Source organism: Patescibacteria group bacterium, assembly GCA_018819405.1.
Lineage (GTDB): Bacteria > Patescibacteriota > Patescibacteriia > UBA1558 > GWA2-36-10 > XYD1-37-29.
In genome coordinates, this window is record JAHJQF010000001.1 from 261604 (window position 1) to 278461 (window position 16858).

Below are 16858 nucleotides of genomic sequence, written 5' to 3' on the forward strand. Positions count from 1 at the left end.
ATGTTCCTGATCCTGATATTGTTTTTGGGACTGGTAATTTTTATCACTCCCTTAAAACAGTTTGCATAAAACAATACCTAAGAAGAGAGTATAGTTCTCGTGGCATTAGCGGATTGGTTACACCTGATCCCATCCCGAACTCAGTAGTTAAGCAATCCAGCGCTGATGGTAGTAGGACTTGACTCCTGCGAGAGTAGGCAGTCGCGAGAACTATGCTCTTTTCTATAAAATAGGTGTTGTTTTTTGTTTGTTCAAGTTTTTTTATAAAAAAGCGGGGCGACAACGGTGTCGCCCCAGTGTAGACTGGGATTCTTTAGGTTCCCTTTTCCCGAGCTAGTCTACATAGCTGAATTGACCTGCGAGGTCAACTCTTGTTGTTAACCCCTTAAAGGGGTGGCTCGAGTCTTCTCAAAGCAGGGTGAACAACAACGAAAGCCCTGTTGCCGGAAGGCTGAGATACCCGCTTGGATCTGCCTTGTTTGCCGACTATCTCGCATTTACACGAGAAGAGAAGCACCCCTACGGAAGACGGGATTTAGGTGGCCATATCACACATGAGTTTTTTCATTCGTACCCCCTTTCATTAGCTGCATGGCCTTTTTTAGTTTATTATTTATTTGTGTGGACGTCAACTTATAATTTTGCTAAGATAACTTCATGCAAAAAATAATTGATTTTCATATACATTCCAAATATGCTAGGGCTACTTCCAAGACTTTTGATCTGGAGGAGATGGTCAAATGGTCAGAAATAAAAGGCGTAGATATTATATCTTGCGCTGATTTTACTCATCCTCAATGGTTTAAAAATTTGCAAAACAATCTAGAGGAGGATAATAATAGTGGGTTATATAAATTAAAGAATTCAACCTCGAAGGTTAGGTTTATAATATCTACTGAAGTTTCATGTATATATAGCCAAGGTGGCAAAACTAGGCGGGTTCATCTCTGTATTTTGATGCCTAGCTTGGCCTCAGCCAAAAAATTTAATAAATCTTTGGCAGACAGAGGTGCAAAATTGGCTTCTGATGGTCGGCCAATACTGGGCATGAGCGCCAAAGAGATTTTGCAGATAATGTTGGATACAGATAAAAGAGCGATGATGATACCGGCTCACGTTTGGACTCCTTGGTTTGCGGTCTTTGGTTCTAAAAGTGGTTTTGATAATTTGAAGGAATGTTTTGAAGAATTAACACCGCACATTAGAGCTATTGAAACAGGCCTGTCATCAGATCCGATTATGAATTGGCGTTTATCGGAGCTTGATAATATAACTTTAGTTTCCAACTCGGATGCTCATAGCGGACCGCAAATTGGGCGTGAAGCTAATGTCATGAATCTCACATATAATACTTATGATGAAATAATAGACATCATTGCTACTAAAGACAAAAAAAGATTTCTCTATACTATAGAATTTTTCCCAGAAGAGGGTATGTATCATTATGATGGGCATCGTGAGTGTGGTTTTGTTTCTTCGCCTGAGGCAACAAAAAAATTAAAAGGTATTTGTCCAAAGTGTAAAAAATCTTTGACTATCGGTGTAGTCAGTCAGATTGAAGATTTGTCAGATATAGCAAAGGACAAAATAAATAAATCAAAACATATACCTTATAAAAGTATTGTGCCATTACCAAGTCTTATAGCAGATTATTTTGGTATGGGTAGATCCAGTAAAAGGGTGCAAAATTTATTTTTAGATATTATTGGTCAGGCCGGCAATGAATTTAAAGTTTTACTTGATTTGGATTTTAGTGAGTTAAAAAAAATAATGCCGGAAAATTTGGCGCAAGGTATAATCAGAATGCGACAAAACAAAATAAAACTTAATCCAGGATTTGATGGGCAGTATGGCACTATAGAAGTTTTTTCTGAAGAAGAAAAACAGTCAGCTAAAAATAATAAACAGACGGCGCTATTTTGATTGTCATTGCGAGGAGAAGCAATCTAAAATGTTTTAGATTTCCGTGCTTTGCTCGTAATGAATAGTAATACAAAAACCCCCATACTCCACTGGATGTAAAGGGGTTTTCATTTTTGTTTTATGGAAAAACTATTTTTTTCTTCTAGCAGTTTTTCTCTTTTTAGTAGTCTTTTTGGCTACTTTTTTCTTAGTAGTTTTCTTAGCTACTCTCTTTTTAGTAGTCTTTTTGGCTACTTTTTTCTTAGTAGTTTTCTTAGCTACTCTCTTTTTAGTAGTCTTTTTGGCTACTTTTTTCTTAGTAGTTTTCTTTTTCACTTTACTTCACCTCCTTTCTTTTTTTATATTTTTGTTTTAACGACTTTTATTTTGATTTTATGTATCTAACTGAGCGCCAAAAATAGCGGTGGCTACCCAACGGACAAATATGCCAGTTAGATCTGTGGCCCACATAAAGCCTGTGATAATGATTATTGCTCCAATAATTTTGTAGAACAATCGTGATCCTCCTTCGGTGCCCAAGTGTTGTTCTGCCCAGCCAATTCTTCCAAAATTTATCATCAACCAATTAGATTGCCAGACAATTATAAATCCTACAACAGCAATCAATAATCCTAAAATAAAATTTCCAAATGTCATAAATAACTTTTTAAATTTTTTACATCTTTTATTATACCACATTTTTAAAAAACTGAGAATAGTTTTTACACAATTTTTTATTTTTTTTAATTAATCGAATTTTTTAAAAATAAAAAAGAGGCCAGCGGAAAAATTTTACGCCAGCCAAGGTAAAAGATGCAAGCACCTAGAATTGTCAATGTGACATTTATGTTTAAAATAATATTATTTTTAAAGCCATCAACACTACGGCAGTTATAAATATTCTTTTTACCCAAAGATTACCAGCTTTTATGCCTAAATCAGCTCCTACCCAACCACCTAGTAAGCTAGCGATTAGAACAGCTATGGCAATCGGCCAATTGATTAAATTGGCAAAGATAAGCATTACGACCGAAACACTAGCAATGATGGTACCTAAAAATTTTCTAGTACCAGCTGTTTGTAGCATTGTTAGACCAAAAAATAAAAAAAGATAAGTAAACCATAAACCAGAAGAAGCAAATACACCGCCCATAAAACTAGCCACTACTGTTAATAAAATTCCAATTCTTTTCCTAGTTTTAGATATTTCAAATTCTTTTAGACCGATATTTTTTTTATAAAATACAAAAGGCAGAGATAAGATTATTACTAGACCTATTATTTTTTGGTATAAATTTTGATCAATATTTATTACTACGATGGTTCCTAAAATTGTACCTATCAAGGTAGGTATAATTAGCAATTTTCCTAAAGACCATTTTACTTGTTTATCTTGATGAAATCTTATTATAGATAATACATTTCCTGTGGCACCAAATCTATTGGTGGCGATAGCTACAGAGGGTGTCAAACCTAGAGATATCAAAGTAGGTATTAAAATAAGACCAGCGCCGCCTGTAGTAGCGCTGATTATTCTCACAAAAAAAGTTATCGTAAAGGCTATAATTATTTCACTGGACATAGCTTTATTATAACAGAACAAAAAAGTTTCTGCACTAACAAAATTTTATAAACAAAAAAGCCTAAATTTTATTATAGGTTTTTTGATGGTGGGTGGCAAAGGATTCGAACCTATGACCCCTTCGGTGTAAACGAAGTGCTCTAACCAACTGAGCTAGCCACCCGTATTTATAATTTATCTAGCCAACTGCTTGCCCGTCCGAAGTCCGGAGGACGAAGGTGGGAGCTAAGCGCCCTAAACTAATTGTATAATAGCATAATTGACTAATAGATTAATTGAATTGATGCAATTACCCTATTATACTATTAATCTATTATTCTATCAGTATGGTGGACCCAAGGAGAGTCGAACTCCTGACCTCCTGCGTGCAAAGCAGGCGCTCTAGCCAACTGAGCTATGGGCCCGCGCTATATGATGGTGCGGGCGAGAGGATTTGAACCTCCACCCCGAAAAAGCCAGGACAAGGCCCTCAACCTTGCGTGTCTACCAATTCCACCACGCCCGCTAATTTATCAAAGACAACACAACTATTAAATCTGTAAATAACTACAGTAGCTTTATTTATAATTAAGTCTCGCCACGAGGCAGACTCGCTTATTACAACTTATTTTCTTTGAGCCTTTTCTTTTGTGTCCTCAGATATCCCAATTTGGCACGTTTTACTCGGGCTTGTTTGATGGGTTCTATGTTGGTAATTAGTGGTGAATTTACAGGAAATATTTTTTCTACACCAATTCCACCAGAAGCCTTGCGGACAGTAATAGTAGCTCCGAGTTCTTTATTGTGTTTTTTGGCTATTATAATGCCTTCAAAGACTTGAACTCTCTCTTTTTCTTCACCTTTGGCATTTTTTTCGCGGATAGTCTCGTGTACTTTGACAGTCATGCCAGGTTTGATTTCTAGAGATTCTTTGCTTTCTTTGACTTTATTTTCTGATTTTTTCCCCTCAGCCTTGTCTTTGCTCGGGGTCTTTGATTGTTCTTCGGCCATAAAATTTAATATATATTACTTATTGAGCCCCATATCAAACCAAAATTATTTTAGTTAATATCCTTCTTTGTTTAAAGTTAGGGGGCGAAATCCTCCGGAGCCCATAAAAATAGCAATTTAGCTTAAAAAATATCGGCAAAGGAGGATAAAAAAAGTCATTATTGTTTAAATGACTAGTCTATTCTAGCTAAAAATACCTATTTTGTCAACCCTTGGGTTGATGGGTTCATTTAACTGTTTTATTGATAAAATCAGCTACTTTTTGGGCAGCTTGGTCAATAGATAATTTGGTGGTATCCAGTACAAAATCGTAGTTTTTCTCGTCAGTATAGTCTATTTTGTATACTTTTTTATATCTCTTAATATCCTGGGCTTTTCGATGTTTTTGTTTGGTTATCATCTCCTCTAGAGATTTTATATGAGATTCGTTTTGTCTTTCTTTATGTTTATCATTTTTTAGCTGTTGCCAAACTCTTTTGGCAGTTTCATTGATGTCCGCTTTGATAAATAATTTTATAGATTCAGGTAAAAATATAAATTGAGTTCGGCCTTCTACTATGACCATAGATTTTTTGGCTAGTTCCCTGGCTTTTTTCGATGCTCTCTTGTCCATTTCAATATCAGCTTTGGGGTGATTGATTACATATTCGTTTAGCTCTTCTAAAGTCATATTTTTTTCGGTGGCTATTTCACGCCAAAGACCGCCTACATAAACACGCTCAGCTTTGTATTTTTTGAGTAAATTTTTGGCGACAGTACTTTTGCCACTGCCCGGAGTGCCAGAGATGGTGATAATAGGGTTTACCCCGTTAGAAATTTTAGTAGTTCGCATAATAATATTTTTTCTTGTGGGACCCGTATAAAATTGTGAATTTCTAACGGGGTGAATTATTTTAACTTATTTAAAAATTGATCAAGTAGATGTGGCAGGGGAGATTTGTATTCATGCCAGTTACCTTCTAGGTCTTTGAATTTTAAAAAAGTACAATGAAGAAATATCCTCTGATCCAAAACTTTTTTCTTTTTTCGGATGTCTTTGGTTTGATACAATTTGTCACCGACTATAGAATGGCCGATGCTATAAAAATGAGCACGGATTTGATGCATGCGGCCGGTTTTTATCTGGACTTTTACCAGAGTATAATTTACAAATCTTTTTATAATTTGATATGTGGTTAGGGCTATCTTTCCAGCTTCTTTGCCGGACTGGACTTTCATAAGGCCGGTTTTTTTATCGCGCTCTAGGGGTTGATTGATTTCTCCTTGGTCATTTATAAGCTGGCCGTGAACTAAAGCAGTGTATTCTTTTCTGACTGTGCGATCGGCAAATTGTCTTTTTAGGCTATCAAAACTATCCTGAGTCAGAGGGATAACCATCAATCCGGATACTTCTCTATCTAGACGATGGACAATACTTGGCCTGTTTGGGTCTTCACCTATTTTTTGTGCCTGAGGAAATTTTTGCATGACCCAGTCAGCCATAGTGTTTATTTCTCCTTTGTCTGTGGGGTGGGAGAGCATATTACTTGGTTTTTCCAAAACAATAAATTCATTATTTTCGTCAACTATTTTTGGCTCAGCCGGAAACTCTGCATTTTTTTCTTCTACTTCTTTGGGCTGATAAAATATTTTGTCTCCAGGTTTGAGCCAGTGATGGACAGTAGGAGCTTTGTCATTTACTAAAATTTGACCAGATAAAATGAGTTTCTTTATCTGGCTACGAGTGATATCTAGTTTGTCTGGCAAATATTTGTCTAGACGTTGTTTGTCTTCTTCTTGATATATAAATTCCATAGCTATAATTTAACAAAATTTTGATTAAAAAGAAAGGGGCGGCGCGCAAGTTGCGAGCCGCCCTCGACACTTCCGTTGTAAGAAGGTGGGTGGCCATTAGGCCAGCTGGAGAATCTGGGCTTCGACGACGACGACGTCGCCCGGACCTTCGGAGAGCTGGATGCAGACCAGCTGTCCTTGGTCGTTTTCCCCCTTGGGGTGTGTTCCCCTGACCAGGAAGGGCCCGGTCAACCGCGGATGGCGGCTGATGAAACCTCTGGCAGCTTCGGCTGCCATGTTGATTTTGACCCGATGGCCAGCTTTGAATTTACTCATGTTTTCTCCTCGCGGGTAAAGGGTGGACAGTTGGAGGGAATCAATGATATTAACAATATTAGCAAAATTTGTCAATAACGACAATATAAAAAAACAATCCCCAACAAGGGATTATTTTAATGGTGCCCCCACCAGGACTCGAACCTGGGACCGTTTGCTTAAGAGGCAACTGCTCTACCAACTGAGCTATAAGGGCTTATTTATAATTAAATTTTTAATAAACTTTCTTCCGCGTGCACTTTTTAATTCTCTTTCTCTACTAATAGCTTGCTTTCTTTCTGTAAAAAATTCTTTATGAACTAATAACCATTGGCCTTTATTTTTTGCAGTAAAGGAGCTTGTTTTATTTGGCAATTTACCATTATGCCTATCCAATCTTTGTTTTAAATTTGCGGTTTGGCCAATGTATATTTTGTTTTTATCCTTATTATATATTACGTAAGTAGTGAACATATAATATCAAGCTTTTTGCTTAAGAGTCCGCCAGTTGGCGGATCTACCAACTGAGCTATAAGGGCAAAAATATAATATGGCATGCCACGTGATGAGCGTAGCGAATTTTACGTGGCGCGGCTGGTAGGAGTCGAACCCACAACCCCTTGGTCCGAAGCCAAGTGCTCTATCCATTGAGCTACAGCCGCCGACATTTTAAAAAGTAGCTTATTTAAGCTACTGCAGACAGTACAATAACATAATATTCAAAAAAAATCAATACTTGTTAAAAGGATCAATATATACTTCTTTTACCTGTTTTTGGGCGGATTTTATCTTTTCCAAAGATATTTCTTCAATTGCCGGAGCTACTTGAGTGGCGATAGCTTCTAGTAGTATTTTATTGTTGTCACTAAAATCTCGACCGTTTTTTTTGTTTCCCAATATGATAAAACCACAGACTCTTTTTTTAATATGAATTGGTGTGATAATAACCCGCTGGCATTTATAAATTGAGTTTTCTGATCCTTTGGGCCAGGTGTTGTGATAAAATATGGCAGTATCAGGTTCATTGATAAGTTGTTTTAATATGTTGTCAGAGTTTATATCAAAATATAAATCATTTTTTATATTTGTATAACCAATGTTTTTTCTAACATGGGCTTTGGTAATGTCAGGGGAGTAGGTGATAAATAATGCTTTGTCAGAAGGGATTACTCTCAGAATAATTTTTAAAAGATAGTCAGATATATTTTCTAAATTGTCATAGTCACCGATTATCTTGCCGCTGGCAAATAAAGTAACCAACTTGTTGTTGGAATGATTAAGTTTATTTTTTAGATCAAGGGCGATGTTTTTATAAATTTTGGTAGCAATTTGTGGGGATTTTTTAATAATACTAGGCCAGCTTTGGGCTAGTAGCTCCATGGTTTCTAGCTCTTCACTGACTACTCTCAAGTTGTATTGATGGACGCCCTCTTTTTCAATAATAGTCATTTCACTCATTACATCGCCTTCTTTAAAAAGGGCGATTGTTTGGTGACCCTCTACTTCAGCTTGTAGAGCTACCAAGCCGCTGGTAATAATAAATATTTTATCTCTGATTTCGCCTTTTTTTAAAAGGATTGCATTTTCTTGGTATTTTTTGCTTACCAAAAAGTTATTGACCAAAGAAAGCTCATTTTTGTCTAAATCTTTAAAAAGAGGAGCGCTGGCTAAATCAAATTTGGCCATTTTAATTTATGTTATTTAGATAAGCTAAGGCGGTAGCTTCTTCTATCAAATTTTGAGAAAGTATATCTTTTATATTTTGCTCCATAGAAAACATGCCCTCTTCCGCACTGGTTTGAATGACGCTTTTTATCTGCGGTATTTTGTTTTCGCGGATGATGTTGGCAACAGCCGGAGTATTGACCAATATTTCACGAGCAGCTACTCGACCACCACCTACGCGAGGCAATAGTTGTTGAGATATAATACAGGATAAAGATATAGATAATTGAAGTCTGACCTGAGCTTGTTGATGAGGTGGAAAGACATCAATAATACGGTCAATAGTTTGGGCGGCATTGTGAGTGTGTAATGTGGCTAGCACCAAATGTCCGGTTTCAGCCAAAGTAATAGTAGCGCTCATTGTCTCTAGATCTCTGACCTCACCAACCATAATAACATTTGGGTCTTGTCTGAGGACATGGCGCAAGGCATCTTGGAAAGTAATCATATCATTGCCCAATTGTCTTTGTTTGATAATACTTTTTTTTGGTTTATGAATAAATTCAATTGGGTCTTCCAAGGTAATTATGTTGGCAAAGCGAAGTTGATTTATTTTTTCTACCATAGCAGCTAGGGTAGTGGATTTACCACAACCAGTCGGACCAGTGACTAGTACTAAGCCGCTACTTTTTTCTATCATTTCGTTGACAATTGGCGGCATACCTAGATCTTCAAGCACTGGTATATCATTGGAAATGACACGAGCCACCAAACCGACGTTGTCTTTTTCCCAGTGCAGGTTGACACGATAGCGAGAGAATTTGGCAATTTCGTAAGAAATATCAAGTTCGCGCTCATCAATAAATTTTTTCTTTTGTCTTTCTGTCAAAATAGAAAAAACCATAGCCTCGGCAGCGTCTCGAGTGATGTCTGCTTTTTCGGGGATCATTTTTAACTCCCCGTCAATTCTGAGTATTGGCGGTTTGCCGACTATAATATGCAAATCAGAAGCTCCTTTTTGAGTGGCTATTTTAAATAGTTCGTTGATGTTCATCTCGTTAGAAATTAATTTTAATTTATACTTATCTTGTTAGTGTAAGAGTATTCAAATTTTTAATGGGGCTTATTTTATCTTTTTAAATAATTTGCTTTTGTTTTGTTATGATGATGAATTTCTAAATCCGTTGAAGCTAAGCTTCTAAACAGGTTTAACTGGGTTTATTATAGCACAAAATAAACCCCGCACCAATTTTAAAAATAAGATTGGTGCGGGGTAACAAAAGCGCCGAGCTAAGCTCGACACTTTTGTTAATATAATAAATTATTGATTGTTTAGTAGTTTTTTATTTTTTGTCAGTTGTAGTGAAGCTTCATAAACTCCAAATAGTAATCCGCTATAGAGTAAATTGCTGGCTAGAGTGCTTTTGAAAAAAGGAATAGCCAGATTCAGACATAGTGCCAGGCCAGCCAGATCATGGCTATACCAAGAGCCAAAATACCAAACAGCCACATTGGTCATTAAGAAGAATAGTAAGGCTGAGGCTAGTGATCCGCTTAGTAAATTGAGGGTGTTTTTATATTTTTTTATAAATATGCCAATAAAGCCGGTCAGTAGCATAGAAAGATAGACAGAAGCCATAACACCTATTTCATAAAAACCAATAAATATATCGGAGATAAATAAAGCAATTAACGGTAAAAATAAAAGTTTTTTGTCTCGACCGTATACACCGGCAAATAAAGCAGCGCTGGCCAGTGGTGAAAAATTTGGTATATGCGGAATAAACCTAGCTCCTAAGGCTATTAAGCTGACTATGGCGATGAGAATAAAGTTTGATTTTGTCATATTTCGGCTTTGCTCAATGTAATTTGTTTAAAGTCTAGATTTTTCAAATTTCCATTCTATAAGTTGACCTGGCTGGGGGAAGAATTTGTCGGCAGATATGAGTGGCTGCTCAAAGTCTACAAAGTATTGCCAGTATTTTTGGTCAATGCCGTTTTCATGATCTCTTATTTTGGTGACCAAATAGCCCATCTCGCCGTAATCTTCAAAAGAAAAATCCCAGTTCTGCTCAGCGGATATGTTAGAGGCGATATCTAGGAGACTTTCAGAGGGGTTTCGGTGTGGATATTGTAACTGAACAACATCTTCATTGTCAAATTCAAATTTGACTACTATGATTCTGGTGTTTGGTGTTTCTTTTGGCTCAGCAAAATATTGAGGGCCTTGTTTTTGCCACAAAACAATAATAACAAAAACAAATATTAGAGGTATAAGGATTTGTAAAATTTTTTTCGGATTTTTTTCGGTCATAATATTAAATGTCTATTAATTATTTTATATTATTTATTCTTTTATCTGTTAAAATAAATTATTAATATTCTATTCCCTGACGAGCATCCAAGCCTTTTTCAGAGTAATGTCGGACAGCTCTTATCTCACTAACCAAGTCAGCTAGTTCAATGATTTCATTTGGAGCATAGCGTCCAGTCAAAATAAGCTCCAAGTGTTTAGGTTTTTGTTTTACTAGATTTAGTAGGTCATTTAATTCTAGAAGCTCAGTTTTTACTGTAGTGTTTATTTCGTCTAGTATGAGCATATCTAAATTAATAGTCATCCACTCTTTGGCACATTGTATAGCTTCTTTGGCTTGATTTATATCTTCGGGTATATTATCAAAACGAAATCGGCTGCCCATCATACGAGGTAGGCCAAAAGCTTGGTATTTTAGACCATATGGTTCCAATTTGTCCAATATTTTTCTTTCGCTGTAATATTCTCCGCCTTTATCAAAATAGATAATGCCGACTTTTAAGCCATTGCCAATAGCTCGTATAGCCAGCCCCAGAGAAGCGGTGGTTTTTCCCTTGCCATCGCCAGTATATATATGTATTTTTCCTATATTTTTAGCCATTTTGTTGACAATATATGAAGTAGCGGTATAAGATAAAAATAAAGCTACTCAGTTAGCTTAAGTACATCAATTTTACCCTGAAATGAAAGGGAATGCAATGCAAGATAATCAGCAACAAACTGACACTGATGATAGTCCTTAATCCCCGATATACCAACACATCCCCCGAGAAAGGCTGGTGAAAATGAATAGGGTCTTAAAAAGCCCCGTTGCTTGGTCACTCTTGGTCATAGTTTTGGAGATAAGCGTCTTGCTCTTGGTCCCTGACCACTTTCTGAAGAGGCTCATCTCTTTGCTCTTGGCTGCCCCAGCCTTGCTTATTTGGAGGCTGGAAAAATACCAGAGAGAGATTCCTTTCAATCGTTATTCCCTGCTAGTGTCCTTGTTGACTGTCTTTATGGTCTTGGCCATTTTTTTGGCCTACAAGAACCTGTGCCAGTGGAATCCGGCTCATTTTCAGTAAAGGAGGATGCAGACAGTGTCTTCCCCCGACAAAAAACCCACCTGATCATGCCAACGAGGCATAGGTGGGTTTTCTTTTTACAAAAATTTAGGCAGGGATATTTATCCAAGTGCTCAACATTATAAATAATAGGTTGAGCAGAGTCATAAAAGACATAAAAGACGCCAGCCAAAACATATAACGCTGGTATTTTTGGTTGGCGGAATTATTTTTTTCAATACTTTGGTTGAGCCGCACCATATTTTCATACAGCCTATAATTGAGGATCCATTTAGCTAGGTCAGCATTGGGAGTGTCAAATTGATCATAGATAATTTCTAAGAGGTCAGTATCAGGGCTGTTTAAATAATCTTTTATTTTTTTGCGTTCATTATTATCCATTTTTTTTTAATTAATTTTATATGTTTATATTAGCTTATTTATAATTTTCTGGCAAAATTGACAGAATATTAAAGCATTAGGATTTTATTTTTTATAGCCTCCTCATAAATATAAAATCTTTTGAGTAGCAGATAAATAGGCCATTTGGTAAAAAATATTTTTAAGTCTCTTTTGCCGTGAGCCAGATATCTAATAAATAAAATTGGTATAATAATAGGAAAAATTAAAATATGAAAATATTCTACATAATTTACAAACAGTCCAAATTTTATAGGGGGTTTAAAAATTAAATAATCTTTAGGGTATTTTTTCTTTAGGATTGGCCAGACCGAGCCGTTGTGTGCAGATTTTAGAAGTGATCTGGTGGTCCAATTATCTGCCTGATGACAGACGACAGCCGTGGGTTGTTTTTTAAAATCAAAACCATAACTGACAGTACGAATAGCCATTTCCGAATCTTCATTATTATATTTGAAAAATTGAGGATCAAAATATCCGCAAGTATCAAAAACTTTTTTATGATAAGCAACGTTGGCACCCATCGGCCAGTGGGCCTTGATATTTTGAACCAGGCGCTCAGGAAAATATCCCTTGTAATTTTTGTCAATATAAAAAACTTGTCCTATGACCAGGCCGACATTTTCACTGTCAAATCCAGCGACCAATTGGCTCAACCAATTTTTTTCCGGTAGGCAGTCATCATCAGTAAAGGCTATTATGTCATAATAGGTGTTTTTGATACCAGTATTTCTGGCTACACTTAAACCCAAGTTTTTTTTATGATGAATTATTTTTATTTTAGGATCAGATAAGCTGTCCAAAAATTCTTTGGTGTCGTCAGTAGATCCGTCATTAACTATGACAATTTCATATTCGGAAAAGTCTTGAGCCAACAAAGCCTCTAGACATTTTTTGAGATAGGCCAGTCGGTTGAAAGTAGATAGCACTATTGAGCAGTTTTTCATATAGTATAATATTATCTTATATATAGTAAGATGTAAATTTTGACATATTTTCTGAATATGTTAATATAAAAAGACAGTAAAATTTATGAAACATTTTGCCTTCACAATACAACCGACCCCGAAGTTAACTATGATGGTTAGCTTCTTCTGCCGTTTTTAAATTTGCTAGACAAAAAAGACACAACAAGCTGATCGTCATGGTGATGGTCAGTTTTTTTGTTCTTTCAATTTGTGGAGGAAGACCAATGGCAGTCAAACGTCTTTTTGTGGTAGCTGATAGCCATGATTTGGGAGCTTTGGCCAAAGCTCTTATCTCGGTGGGGGTAGCTGCCGAACAGATTCATATCTCCAAGGATCAGCTGAACTCAGAACTTACCAGCCTGGGCGTCCGGGCCGATGTGCCCTCCGGTGAGCTGGAAGTCAGTTCTCGCTACAAGATTGATACGGCCTCGCAAATGGGCGTGCCCTAGGCTTGGCGCTGGTCAATCAAAAGGGCGTTCGAATTTTTCGAACGCCTTTGTTTTTTCATTAGCCAAGGAAAAAGCTATGTGTTATTATATAAATAATAAAACAATATATATGGGAAAAATACAAGATTTACCAACAGGTCAGGGCTTTAGTTCCAAGCGTTGGGACAAAGGATTTAAATCCAGCACCAGATTTGGGGACTTAAGTTCTTTGCGTGACAATCAAGAGGCTCTTAGTGAGGTTGCCAAAAAAAGGCAGTCGGCTATAAGGCGTGGTAGTTATGACAGTAGTAGTCGAAGATCGGATTATCAAGAGATACTCAAAATGGATCAAAGTCTTACTAGTCGGGATAAAAAATATGTAAGGGATATTTTGGATCACTGGTCCAATCCTCCTAAACCGGAAAACAAAACTCCTGAAGTAAAAAAAACTATTTCCAAAAAAATTAGCCCCAGAAGAAAGTATGAAAGAGAATTACCCAGTTTCTTGCAGACAGGAAATAAGCCAGGTTCTTTTGGTAAGAATGATACTAAAAATAGTAGTCCCTATGGATCACCAAGTTTCAATACTTTAAGCCCAGGGCAGGGCAAAAATGCTAATGTCTCTAGTAGCCCATATAAAGGTGGATCGTCTTCTTTACCAAGCTCTTCCGGATCATTAGGTGGATCATCTGGGGCATTTCGTCGGCCAAAATTATTTTAAAACAGATATTTTAAAACCCGTATGATTACGGGTTTTAAATTTATTTTATTATAGTTATGTCTTTTGGCAGACCTTGAATGATTATGTCTAGATCATGTTGAGAATAATTATTACCAGATAAATTGAGTGCTTTTAGATTTTTTAAATTTGCCAATTCATTAGGTAGGCCAGTCAGTTGATTGTTGGATAAATCTAATATTTCTAGTTTGGATAGTTGACCAATCTCGGCCGGTACGCCAGTCATCTGATTGTTGCTGGCATTGAGGACACGTAGATTTTGCAAATGCCTTATCTCAGCCTGGATAGAGCCGGTCAAATTATTGCCGGAAACATTAAGGCTTTCCAACTTTGTCTGAGAAAAAACATATTCTGGTATTTTGTCTAATCCCTGATTACTTAGATTTAGATTGTTGTTGCCAATGTCAACTTCATTAGTATCGGAGTTTACTTCGCTGTTTGTGTTGGTATTTTCATTAGTATTGTTGGTATTGGTAGCTGGTTTTGTGATAGTGCATCCTGTGACCAAAAAAGCAGTTACAAGCACTATAAAAGCTATATTTTTCATATATTTGTTGTTTACTTATAATACCTGTAGTGTAGCCTATATAGTTAACTGTGTAAATGAAAGAGCCCTCGTCGCTTTTGGCGACGAGGGCTGCCCCTGGCTAGTAATGGCGAGAGCCAGTTCGTTTGCGCAGAGTGATCTCGGCTACTTTTTATCGGTCGGCAAGTTGCCGGCCTTGATGGCCTCGTAGATCTCGTGCCGATGCACGGGGATGGAGCGAGGGGCGTCGATGCCGACTTGGACTTGGTCGCCACGGATGTCGACAATAATAATGGCGATGTCATCGCCGATCATGATTCTCTCGCTTCTTTTGCGACTGATGATAAGCATGTCTTCCTCCCTGAAGAGTGAGTCATCCTTGAGTAGTCTGTCTAGCTATAGAGCTAGGGTGAAAATGAACCGCAATTATTTTAGGGTTTTTAGGGGTTTTTGTCAATAATAAAACCCCGCTCAAAAAGCGGGGTAAGATATTTATGAGACTAGTGGAAAAAATATAGCATGGAGCATTATATCAGCACAGAAGTGGGCAATTATGGCTGACTCCAAACCTTTTTTCCAATATAGCCAGCCAAAGATTATTCCACCTACACCATTTAAGACTAGAGCCCGAATTAGTACCAGAGGAGTGATAGCTGTGACAGCCGCTGTGACTGGCAGGTGGCCTAGACCAAACAAAATAGAAGAAAGTATAATTGCTGTCCAAACAAGCCAATTTTTTTCCAGTATTTTGTCTTGGCTTTTGCTAATCTTGGCAAGCAGCCAGATTATAAAAGTCATAAAAAACAATCTCATCACAATCTCTTCGCTAATGCCGCCATAAAAAGAGGCCAAAACACCTTGCCAGACTGGGGCAGATATCTGCTCGCCGACACGGACACCTAGTTTGATAAACAAAAATTCCAAAATTATGATAGCTAGGGCGGCTACTATACCAAGTAGAATAGATATTTTGATAGTATCTTTGATATTTATTTCTATTTTTTGTTTAGCAAGATAGTTTTCAATAATAGGTATTTGTAGGCCGATTTTTTTTGAGAGTATTAATCCAATAAATAGCAAAACACCTATCAAGACAGTACTTTGAATTATAGCTAAAGATATTACTAGAGGTAGTGGTAGAGGAGATTGTTTCAAAATATCACCCTGCACCGACATTATATAGGGCATGATAAGGATGATAGAAAAAAGGCTAGCTAGCAATAGGACAAAATATAGTTTCCAGTTGATTAAATTTTTTAGTTTCATATTTTTATTATAAAGCTTTATATTTTTTCAAAAAAAGCCCCCTAGTCCATGCACTTGGGGACTCCGACACGGACGGGGCAGCCAATCCCTTTTCAGTTCTTCCTTATTTCTGATAGTAAGTTTATACCTGCGTGTCTACTTATGGAACGACCAGCTTGGCTGATGTGGTCGTGATGCAGCTAGTTTTTATTTCTAGCGGCCTTATTCTAATTGAGTTTGAAGCTATTATAAAATTTATCAAATAAATCGCTTTTGATAGCGCCGTTATTTATTAAATAACTGTAATTACCATTTTCTAATACGATTACTTCATAAATCCAACTCGGAGTAGATGGCGTAGTGATTGTGACCTTGACTGCAGAAACACCATTGACTGTTATGTTTTCCCTTTTCTCTTGTCTATCACTAAATTGTGTACCTACATTTTTTATTGGCGTCTCAGTGTCAGCTGTTTTTTTGTCATATACGGAAATAAATAATTCCCCGTCATATCCATTGCCTCTGGTTCCATCACCAAAAGAAACATTTAATAATACTGCCGATGGACGATTGAGATCTTTGGCATTGACTTCATTGACGATTTCCCAATTCTGCGGATATTTAATTTCAAAGCCGTAATCACCTTGGTATATTTGCCAAGATAAAGTCTCATCAGTTGCTGGTGCTGGTTGTTTTGCAACAGCTGAAGTTTCTGCCTGATTGGTGTTTTTGTTGATTTCGGTCGTTATTTGATTAGCATTTTCGTTTGTAGTGGCCGTTTGTTGCGTAGTACACCCTGCTATAAATATGACTCCTATTGACAAGACACTCAATGTAATTATTTTTTTCATAAGTTTTATTTATTAATAAATTATATTGTCTAAATGAATATTTGTAATAATTATATCATCATGGTCATGAGGAAGCAATGCAGGTAAATTGTAAATG

Annotated in this window: 23 protein-coding genes, 5 tRNA genes and 1 rRNA gene; 5 read left to right on the plus strand and 24 right to left on the minus strand. The window is 36.8% G+C overall.

What is annotated here, in order from left to right; all coding sequences use genetic code 11:
- Positions 1-95 precede the first annotated feature (95 nt).
- Positions 96-210: ribosomal RNA gene (rrf, locus tag KKH39_01290) — 5S ribosomal RNA — on the plus strand.
- Positions 211-657: 447 nt separating this feature from the next.
- Positions 658-1923: an endonuclease Q family protein gene (locus KKH39_01295; GenBank protein ID MBU1202661.1), complete on the plus strand. Its 1266-nt coding sequence runs from the start codon at positions 658-660 to the stop codon at positions 1921-1923.
- Between the two features lie 129 nt (positions 1924-2052).
- On the opposite strand, the gene KKH39_01300 is transcribed toward KKH39_01295, so the two are convergent.
- From KKH39_01300 to KKH39_01385, 18 genes are all read right to left on the minus strand, one after another.
- Entirely contained in the window at positions 2053-2238 is a 186-nt protein-coding gene (locus tag KKH39_01300) for a hypothetical protein (GenBank protein MBU1202662.1), read from the minus strand.
- 57 nt (positions 2239-2295) lie between these two features.
- Positions 2296-2559, minus strand: coding sequence for a hypothetical protein (locus tag KKH39_01305; GenBank protein MBU1202663.1), 264 nt, complete (start codon positions 2557-2559; stop codon positions 2296-2298).
- Positions 2560-2752: 193 nt separating this feature from the next.
- Positions 2753-3484 carry a sulfite exporter TauE/SafE family protein gene (locus tag KKH39_01310; GenBank protein MBU1202664.1) on the minus strand — a complete coding sequence of 244 codons (732 nt, stop codon included), beginning with the start codon at positions 3482-3484 and terminating at the stop codon, positions 2753-2755.
- An 86-nt stretch (positions 3485-3570) separates the two neighbouring features.
- Positions 3571-3647: transfer RNA gene (locus KKH39_01315), tRNA-Val, on the minus strand.
- A 164-nt stretch (positions 3648-3811) separates the two neighbouring features.
- Positions 3812-3888: transfer RNA gene (locus KKH39_01320), tRNA-Ala, on the minus strand.
- Between the two features lie 11 nt (positions 3889-3899).
- Positions 3900-3989 (minus strand) — tRNA-Leu (locus KKH39_01325).
- Positions 3990-4081: 92 nt separating this feature from the next.
- Positions 4082-4474, minus strand: a complete 393-nt coding sequence (locus tag KKH39_01330; protein ID MBU1202665.1) for a 50S ribosomal protein L19 — start codon at positions 4472-4474, stop codon at positions 4082-4084.
- A gap of 226 nt (positions 4475-4700) precedes the next feature.
- Positions 4701-5306: a cytidylate kinase family protein gene (locus KKH39_01335; protein ID MBU1202666.1), complete on the minus strand. Its 606-nt coding sequence runs from the start codon at positions 5304-5306 to the stop codon at positions 4701-4703.
- Between the two features lie 56 nt (positions 5307-5362).
- Entirely contained in the window at positions 5363-6268 is a 906-nt protein-coding gene (locus KKH39_01340; protein MBU1202667.1) for an RluA family pseudouridine synthase, read from the minus strand.
- 96 nt (positions 6269-6364) lie between these two features.
- Positions 6365-6583, minus strand: coding sequence for a hypothetical protein (locus KKH39_01345; GenBank protein ID MBU1202668.1), 219 nt, complete (start codon positions 6581-6583; stop codon positions 6365-6367).
- A 120-nt stretch (positions 6584-6703) separates the two neighbouring features.
- Positions 6704-6779 (minus strand) — tRNA-Lys (locus KKH39_01350).
- Positions 6770-7036, minus strand: coding sequence for a GIY-YIG nuclease family protein (locus tag KKH39_01355; GenBank protein MBU1202669.1), 267 nt, complete (start codon positions 7034-7036; stop codon positions 6770-6772). Before KKH39_01355 ends, KKH39_01350 begins: the two co-directional genes overlap by 10 nt.
- 112 nt (positions 7037-7148) lie before the next feature.
- A tRNA-Arg gene (locus tag KKH39_01360) sits at positions 7149-7224 on the minus strand.
- A gap of 67 nt (positions 7225-7291) precedes the next feature.
- The gene (locus KKH39_01365) at positions 7292-8248 is read right to left on the minus strand and encodes a cyclic nucleotide-binding domain-containing protein (GenBank protein ID MBU1202670.1); all 957 of its coding nucleotides are present in this window, start codon (positions 8246-8248) and stop codon (positions 7292-7294) included.
- Between the two features lies 1 nt (position 8249).
- Positions 8250-9281 carry a type IV pilus twitching motility protein PilT gene (locus KKH39_01370; protein MBU1202671.1) on the minus strand — a complete coding sequence of 344 codons (1032 nt, stop codon included), beginning with the start codon at positions 9279-9281 and terminating at the stop codon, positions 8250-8252.
- 267 nt (positions 9282-9548) lie between these two features.
- Positions 9549-10073 (minus strand): hypothetical protein, encoded by a 525-nt coding sequence (locus KKH39_01375; GenBank protein ID MBU1202672.1) that lies wholly within the window; start codon positions 10071-10073, stop codon positions 9549-9551.
- Positions 10074-10100: 27 nt separating this feature from the next.
- Positions 10101-10541 (minus strand): DUF4430 domain-containing protein, encoded by a 441-nt coding sequence (locus KKH39_01380; GenBank protein ID MBU1202673.1) that lies wholly within the window; start codon positions 10539-10541, stop codon positions 10101-10103.
- 61 nt (positions 10542-10602) lie between these two features.
- Entirely contained in the window at positions 10603-11130 is a 528-nt protein-coding gene (locus KKH39_01385; protein ID MBU1202674.1) for a cob(I)yrinic acid a,c-diamide adenosyltransferase, read from the minus strand.
- 196 nt (positions 11131-11326) lie between these two features.
- Between KKH39_01385 and KKH39_01390 the strand changes: the two genes are divergently transcribed.
- Positions 11327-11605: a hypothetical protein gene (locus KKH39_01390; protein MBU1202675.1), complete on the plus strand. Its 279-nt coding sequence runs from the start codon at positions 11327-11329 to the stop codon at positions 11603-11605.
- Between the two features lie 87 nt (positions 11606-11692).
- On the opposite strand, the gene KKH39_01395 is transcribed toward KKH39_01390, so the two are convergent.
- On the minus strand, positions 11693-11986 hold the full coding sequence (locus tag KKH39_01395; protein MBU1202676.1) for a hypothetical protein: 294 nt from the start codon (positions 11984-11986) through the stop codon (positions 11693-11695).
- A 68-nt stretch (positions 11987-12054) separates the two neighbouring features.
- Positions 12055-12951: a glycosyltransferase gene (locus KKH39_01400; protein MBU1202677.1), complete on the minus strand. Its 897-nt coding sequence runs from the start codon at positions 12949-12951 to the stop codon at positions 12055-12057.
- Between the two features lie 245 nt (positions 12952-13196).
- Here KKH39_01400 and KKH39_01405 point away from each other — a divergent pair, with 245 nt between their 5' ends.
- Together KKH39_01405 and KKH39_01410 are read left to right on the plus strand one after the other, a co-directional pair.
- Positions 13197-13421, plus strand: a complete 225-nt coding sequence (locus KKH39_01405) for a hypothetical protein (GenBank protein MBU1202678.1) — start codon at positions 13197-13199, stop codon at positions 13419-13421.
- Between the two features lie 109 nt (positions 13422-13530).
- Positions 13531-14121, plus strand: a complete 591-nt coding sequence (locus KKH39_01410; GenBank protein MBU1202679.1) for a hypothetical protein — start codon at positions 13531-13533, stop codon at positions 14119-14121.
- Positions 14122-14161: 40 nt separating this feature from the next.
- On the opposite strand, the gene KKH39_01415 is transcribed toward KKH39_01410, so the two are convergent.
- From KKH39_01415 to KKH39_01430, 4 genes are all read right to left on the minus strand, one after another.
- The gene (locus KKH39_01415; GenBank protein ID MBU1202680.1) at positions 14162-14686 is read right to left on the minus strand and encodes a leucine-rich repeat domain-containing protein; all 525 of its coding nucleotides are present in this window, start codon (positions 14684-14686) and stop codon (positions 14162-14164) included.
- A gap of 144 nt (positions 14687-14830) precedes the next feature.
- Positions 14831-15016: a carbon storage regulator CsrA gene (gene csrA, locus KKH39_01420; GenBank protein ID MBU1202681.1), complete on the minus strand. Its 186-nt coding sequence runs from the start codon at positions 15014-15016 to the stop codon at positions 14831-14833.
- A gap of 141 nt (positions 15017-15157) precedes the next feature.
- Positions 15158-15931 (minus strand): CPBP family intramembrane metalloprotease, encoded by a 774-nt coding sequence (locus KKH39_01425; GenBank protein MBU1202682.1) that lies wholly within the window; start codon positions 15929-15931, stop codon positions 15158-15160.
- Positions 15932-16137: 206 nt separating this feature from the next.
- A complete protein-coding gene (locus KKH39_01430) occupies positions 16138-16761 on the minus strand; it encodes a hypothetical protein (GenBank protein MBU1202683.1) in 624 nt (207 codons plus the stop codon).
- Positions 16762-16858: the final 97 nt, after the last annotated feature.